This is a genomic window from Arthrobacter sp. A2-55, assembly GCF_025548615.1.
Taxonomy (GTDB): domain Bacteria; phylum Actinomycetota; class Actinomycetes; order Actinomycetales; family Micrococcaceae; genus Specibacter; species Specibacter silviterrae.
The window spans coordinates 1-6,838 of sequence record NZ_JAJLOZ010000117.1; the positions used below are offsets into that span (position 1 = coordinate 1).

General features: G+C 68.3%; 4 protein-coding genes. 2 read left to right on the top strand and 2 right to left on the bottom strand.

The features are described from left to right. Positions 1-93: 93 nt before the first annotated feature. Together LPN03_RS20215 and LPN03_RS20220 are read right to left on the bottom strand one after the other, a co-directional pair. The gene (locus LPN03_RS20215) at positions 94-1,581 is read right to left on the bottom strand and encodes a TIGR01777 family oxidoreductase (protein WP_262455681.1); all 1,488 of its coding nucleotides are present in this window, start codon (positions 1,579-1,581) and stop codon (positions 94-96) included. 39 nt (positions 1,582-1,620) lie between these two features. Further along, a complete protein-coding gene (locus LPN03_RS20220; protein WP_262455683.1) occupies positions 1,621-1,908 on the bottom strand; it encodes an acylphosphatase in 288 nt (95 codons plus the stop codon). Positions 1,909-2,035: 127 nt separating this feature from the next. On the opposite strand from LPN03_RS20220, the gene LPN03_RS20225 reads away from it, so the two are divergent. Both LPN03_RS20225 and LPN03_RS20230 read left to right on the top strand, forming a co-directional pair. Beyond that, the gene (locus LPN03_RS20225) at positions 2,036-5,704 is read left to right on the top strand and encodes a TM0106 family RecB-like putative nuclease (protein WP_262455685.1); all 3,669 of its coding nucleotides are present in this window, start codon (positions 2,036-2,038) and stop codon (positions 5,702-5,704) included. Positions 5,705-5,757: 53 nt separating this feature from the next. Then, on the top strand, positions 5,758-6,838 hold a 1,081-nt coding region (locus LPN03_RS20230; protein WP_262455684.1), incomplete at its 3' end, for a DUF3375 domain-containing protein.

A 6,838-nucleotide genomic window follows, 5' to 3' on the forward strand; every position in this document is an offset into this window, starting at 1 on the left:
GCCCACCGGCCACAGCTACGTCTCAACAGCCCCACCCCTCCCCGGCCCCACACGCAGGCAACGCACCCGACGGCGATGACAGGTACAGCGCGGCTAGCTGCCCAAAATGTGCCTCAGGGCCGGTTCCAGCGACTCGTGCCGGAACTGGTACCCGCCTTCCACAGCCTTCCCGGCAGACACCCGCTGGTCCGCGAGCGCCAGTTCCTGGGCGCCCTGGCGGCCCAGGAGCAATTTGGGCCCGACCGCCGGCACGGCGACCATGGCCGGACGGCGCAGCACGGTGGCCAGCACCCGCGCATACTGTTCGGCCGTCACAGGGTGCGGGGCCACCCCATTGAGCGGCCCCTCCACCCCGGCGTCCAGCACCGCATCGGCGAAGAGCCCAACAATGTCGTCAATGCCAATCCAGCTTTGCCACTGCTCACGCCCCAGCGGGCCCCCCACGCCGGCCAGGTAGAGGGGCAGCAACCGTTGCAGCACGCCTCCGGCCGCCGACTGCACAATGCCCGTGCGGACGTTGACCACGCGCAGGCCGGCGTCCCCCGCAGGCCGGCAGGCGGCTTCCCAGTCGCGGCAGACAAGCGCCAGGAAGTCCGTGCCGGCCCGGTCGGACTCCACCAGTGCCCGTGACGACGCCTGCCCGTACTGGCCGTCGGCTTGGTGCGGCTGTGCCCCGTAGTAGCCCACGGCGGAGCCGGAAACCAGAGTCCGGGCAACGCCGTCGCCGGCCAAGAGGGCCAGCTTTTCCGCCAGCAGGGCCGTGCCCTGAATGCGGCTGCGATAGATGGCGTCCTTGGTCTTCGCCGTAAACCGGCCCCCAATGGTGTGCCCGGCCAGGTTGACCACGGCCGTGCAGCCGGCCAGCGACTGTGCGTCAAGGGTCCCGGTGGAGGGGTCCCAAAAAATTTCACCGGGCCCGCGGGGCGCCCGGCGCACCAAACGAAGCACGGTGTGCCCACCACCTTCCAGCAGGGCGCACAGCTGCGTGCCGATCATCCCGGAGGCGCCCGCCACGGCGATGGTGAGCGGGGGCCCTGCATGCTGGCCGTGGAAGGCCAGCTCGCCAAGCAGCTGCCGTTCCCGAAACGCAAACATGCGCTCCAGTGCGCCCTCCAGCTGTGCCGCCGCCCACGCCTTTCCGGGCAGCGGAGGCAGCTGGTAGGTGATCGTGTCCGTCATGATGGTGCTGCCGGGCACCGGCCCGTCGGCAAAGTCGTGCCGGTGCGTCCACGAAGTCAGCGGCCCTTCCGTCATGACATCCGTAAACGACACGCCCGGCACCAGCTCAGTGTGCAGGGCATCCCACCGCAGCTGCGGTCGCAGGGCGTTGAGGCTGCGCAGGCTTTCCGGCAGCAGCCCCTGCAACGTCCCCGCCGCCGAGCCCAGCCACAGGCCGAGCCCGCCGGGTGCACCCACGCCCAGGGCCGCCGTCGAGCCTGGGTTGATGCCGTCGCTGGGCTCTGCCAGCACGGTCCCCAGGAACGACGGCGTCAGCCTCACCAGGGCGCCGGGCCGGGTGAACCACGTGAAGACGTCCGCGCGGGGGTGGGGAAGAGCCGTGGTGCGGCTAAAGGTGTGCATTGAATCTCCCGGTGGTGGGGCCAGCTGCTGCCTCCCACGCTACCCGGTGTGAAAGCCGTGAAGGCCCCCCTTGGCCGGAGTAATTTCCGCCTCCACCCGGGACACCATGCCGGGTGCGGAGTCCGATTCCAGCCAGTCGAGCAGCTGCCTGACATCAGGCTCCGGCCCTTCCGCCACCACTTCCACGGTGCCGTCCGCCCGGTTCACGGCATTCCCGTCCAGCTGCAGCTGCGCGGCCTTGCGGGCCGTCAGCCACCGGAAGCCAACGCCCTGGACCATGCCGTGCACGACGGCGGTGAGCCGTACAGGCCCGCTGTTTCCGGCCATGGCACCTCCTTCCCGCGTTGGCCACATGTTCCCACGGTTTGGCGCCGCTGGGGAGGGTTGCGCCCCATGTCAGTGGCCCTTGCTAGATTCAAGGGACTGCACTTTGGACTTGCTGGAAGGCGCCGCCATGTTCCTCCTCCCCACCCGCCCGGACCGTCCGGACGTCACCGGCTCGCCCCTGATCTTTTCCGCCTCCGACCTGGTGGTGGCGAGTGAGTGCCAGTACCGGACCCTGCGGATCCTGGATGAAAAGCTGGGCCGGGCGCAGAAGCCCGGGTTCCCGGAGGACGCCATGTTGCGCCGGGCCGCCGAACTCGGCGACGCCTTTGAGCACAAGGTCCTGAGCGAGCTCGTTGCCCAGCACGGCCCGTGGGATCCGGCCACCGGCACGGGTGTGAAGGTCGTGGAACGCGGGGAGCTGAGCTGGGCCGCCCTGGAGTCCAAGCGGGAGGAAACGCTGGCAGCGCTGCGTGGCGGGGCCGACGTCGTTTTTCAGGCCACGTTCTTTGACGGTTCGCTGCTCGGATTCGCAGACTTCCTGGTTCGGCAGCCGGATGGCTCCTATGCCGTGTGGGACACCAAGCTGGCCCGGCACGCCCGCACCAGCGCGCTGCTGCAGCTCGCCGCCTACGGCGACCAGTTGGAAAAGTACGGCATAGCTGTGGCTCCCGTGACCACCCTGGTGCTGGGCGACCGCACGCACAGCAACCACCCCATGGCGGACCTGCTGCCCGTGTTCCGCGAACGCAGGGACCACTTTCTGGCGCTGACCGCGGGGCACCGGAAGCAGGCAGGGACGGTGGCCTGGCTGCAGGAGGGCATCACTTATTGCGGGCGCTGCGACTATTGCACGCAGCAGGTGGCGGAGCACCGGGACCTGCTCCTGGTCAACGGAATGACGGGTTCGCAGCGCCGCAAGCTCCTGGCCCAGGGCATCTCCACCATCGACGCTCTCGCGGCAATGCCGCGGTCCGCCGCCACCGGGCCGCTGGCCCGCCTGCGTGACCAGTCGCGCATGCAAGTGGGCCTGGAAACCGCGGACGGCACGGCAACCGCGGGCACCGGTGCGGAGGCGCACCAGCTCAGCTACAAGGTGCTGCGGGACAGCGTCAGCCGCCTGCCCGCGCCCAGCGACGGCGACATTTTCTTTGACTTTGAGGGGGACCCGCTCTGGCAGGATCCGGCCACGGAAAAATGGAGCCTGGAGTACTTGTTTGGCTCCATCGAGGCCCCTGCGCCGGGCGCCGCCCCAGGCACACGGGAAGTGTTCACGCCGTTCTGGGCCCATTCCCGCGCCGGGGAACGTGCAGCCTTTTTGGCGTTCCTCGAGTATGTGGAGACCCGCCGCCGCCAGTGGCCGGACATGCACGTCTACCACTATGCGCCGTACGAAAAATCGGCCCTGCGGAACCTTTCCGTCCTCCACGGCGCCGGCGAGGACATTGTGGACGGCTGGCTGCGCAGCGGCCTGCTCGTGGACCTGCTGGACACCGTCCGCCAGTCCGTCCGGATTTCCGAGTCCTCCTATTCCATCAAGAAGCTGGAGCCGTTTTACATGCCCGCCGGACGCGTAGGGGACGTGACAAACGCCGGGGCCTCCGTAGTTGCCTATGCGGACTATTGTGCCGAGCGCGACGCCGGCCTGGCCGGGGACATTGGCCAGGCCGCCAAGGCCCGGGAGACCTTGGAGTCAATCTCCGCGTACAACGAGTACGACTGCCTTTCCACCCTGCGCCTGCGCAACTGGCTGTTCAGCATCGGGGCGGCCGTGCAGGTGGCGGCCTGGACCGAGGGCAGCGGAAAGCTGGACGTTTCCGAGGCAAAGAAGGACAGCCACGAACCCAGCCCCGGGGAACTGCAGCTGCTCGCGTTCCTGGACGGATTGCGGGCCCAAAAAGGCCATGAATTCACCCCTGAAGAGAACGCCGTGGACATGGTTGCGGCCGCCGCCAGCTATCACCGCCGAGAGGACAAGCAGTTCTGGTGGGGCCACTTTGACAGGCTGGAGAGGCAGCCAGATGCCTGGGCCGAGGAACGCAACATCCTGCGCATCCAGGAGGTTGCGGTGGTGGAGGACTGGGCCAAACCGGCGGACAAGCCCCGGGCACGGACTGAGAGCCGCATCCTCCAGGTGACGGGAACGGCAACGGAAGGCTCCGACTTCCGCCCGGAAACCGAGTGGTTTGGGATGTTTGACGCCCCCCTGCCGGACGGAATGGCCGAAGAAACAGGCGATCCCGCCGCGGCCGCCCGGCGCGGAGGCCTGTTCAACATCACCGTGCTGGAAGACATGTCCGATCCCGCAACCCCGGAACTGACCACGCTGCTCGTGGCGGAAAAGTCCACCCTGAAAGTCCAGCCATACGGCCAGCTGCCCATGGCCCTGACCCCAAACCAGCCTGTCCGCACCACCAGCATCCGGACTGCCCTGGCCGAGCTGGCCTCGACGGTGGGGAGCAGCCTTCCCGACCTGCCCAGGCACCCCGGCATTGAAATCCTGCGCAAGGCCCGCCCCAGGCTGGCCGGAGGCGCCAACCTGCCCAGCGCCGTCGTGCCCGGGGACGGACACAGCCTGCAGGGCAGGGACTACATTGGCGCCATCACCGAAGCCGTGCTGGCCCTTGACCACTCCTACCTGGCTGTCCAGGGGCCTCCCGGCACCGGGAAGACCCATGTCGGCTCGCACGTGGTTGCGAATTTGGTGGCGCGCGGGTGGAAAGTCGGGGTGGTGGGTCAATCGCACGCCGTGGTGGAAAACATGCTGCGGGCCGCCGTGGAGAAGGCCGGAGTCGACCCGGAACGGGTGGGCAAAAAGCTGGCCGCCCCGCACCAGGTGCCGTGGAAAGTCACGGATGACAAACAATTTGGCCGGCTGCTGGGCGGGCCGGAGGGGGCCTTGATCGGCGGAACTGCCTGGACCATGACGGGCGCCAACGTACCGGCCGGGTCGCTGGATTTGTTGGTCATTGACGAGGCCGGGCAGTACTCACTGGCCAACACGCTCGCCGTGGCGCAGTCCGCCCAGCGGCTGCTGCTGCTGGGCGATCCACAGCAGCTGCCGCAAGTCACCCAGGGCTCACACCCCGCACCTGTTGACGAATCCGCCCTGGGCTGGCTGTCGGCCGGGCACGCCACGCTGCCGCCGGAACTTGGCTACTTTCTGGCAGATTCGTGGCGCATGCACCCGGCACTGTGCGCGGCCGTGTCGCGGCTTAGTTATGAGGGAAAGCTGCAGTCCGCACCGGCTGCTTCCGAGCGCCACCTGGCCGGCAAGCCCGCCGGGGTGGAAACGGTCTTCGTGGCGCCTTCGCCGCACAGCACGCGGGAGAATGTCCAGTCCTCACCGGAGGAGGCCGCCGAAGTGGTGGCCCAGGCCAAGGCTCACATCGGGCTGTCATGGACGCCCGGCGCCGGGGAGTCCCGGCGCCCGCTCCGGGCGGAGGACGTCCTGGTGGTGGCCGCCTACAACGCCCAGGTGCACTTGGTGCGCGGTGCACTGGACGCGGCCGGGCTGCAGGATGTGCGTGTGGGCACAGTGGACAAGTTTCAGGGGCAGGAGGCGCCCGTGGTGCTGGTGACGATGGCCTGTGCGGACCCCGCAGCCGCGCCGCGCGGCATGGAGTTCCTGCTCAACCGCAACCGCATCAATGTGGCCGTTTCCCGCGGCAAGTGGCGGGCCGTGGTGATCCGCTCGCCCGAGCTGAGCAATTTCATGCCATCCACGCCCGCGGGGCTGGAGGAATTGGGGGCATTCATCGGCCTGTGCACGCGGGGCGGCACGCCTGCCATGCCATAAAATGGGAGCACTGCCGCGCCGCGGCGTCCCACCACCACCCCGAAGGCCCCGCCATGCGCTCCACTGAAAATGCCGTTGCGCAGTGGCATGCCCAATCGCAGCTGCGCCGCGGACCGGGCTGGAGGCTGATGCAGACAGCGCCCTGGGCGGTGGCCTTCCTCAGCTCCGCCTTCACGCCCGCCCGGCAGCGCATCCCGCTGGAAGGGTTCCATGCGGACCTGGCCGCATTCATGAAGGAACTGCGCCACGAGAACCTCAGCCTCAACGAGTCCTGGCAGGCCTCCAACTACGCGGATTCCTGGGTGCGCAGCCAGTTCCTGGCCCGGCCCATGGTGGAGGGCCGCTTTGTGTACGAGCCGACAGCCAGCACCTCCCGCGTGCTCGCGTTCATGGACACCAGCACCTCGGACCACACCAACCTCAACAGTTCCCGCCTGAACACCCTGCTGACCAGCATTGAGGCCCTTTCGTTCCAGACGAATGCCAACCCGGAACACCGCATAGCTCAGCTGGAGGCGGAAATCGCCGAACGCCAGGCCGAGGCCCAGGCCCTGCGGGACGGCCAGAACCCGGCCGTGCTCTCCGACGACTCAGCCGTCGCCGCCGTCCGCAGCATCTTGGACCTGGCGGCCAGCCTCCCGGCCGACTTCAAGCTCATGCGCGACGGCGTCCAGGAAATGCTGCACACCATCCGCCAGGAAATCATGGAATCCTCGGTGACGAAGGGAGTGGCCGTGGGCCAGGTCCTTGACGGGGACAGGGCCCTGCGCAACACTGCCGAGGGCGGGACTTTCCAAGGATTCACCGATTTCCTCAATGACCCCACCCGGCAGGCCCGCTTCCGGCAGGCCGTCAATGAGGTGCTGGAACGCGGTTTCACCAGCCAGCTTTCGCCCGGCGAACGGACCACCCTGGCCACCCTGGTGCGGGAAATGCGACGCCAGGCAGCCGACGTCCACGCCATCTACGGCCGCCTGTCCGAGAGCCTGCACACCTTCGTCCAGTCCGATGAGTTCAAGGATTCGGTGCTGCTGCGCCAGGCCATACATGCCGCCGAACAGGCCGTTGCAGGGGCTGGGCTTGGCCCCCGCACCCCTGTCGCCACGCCGCTGTTGTTCGCCCCCAACTTTGAAA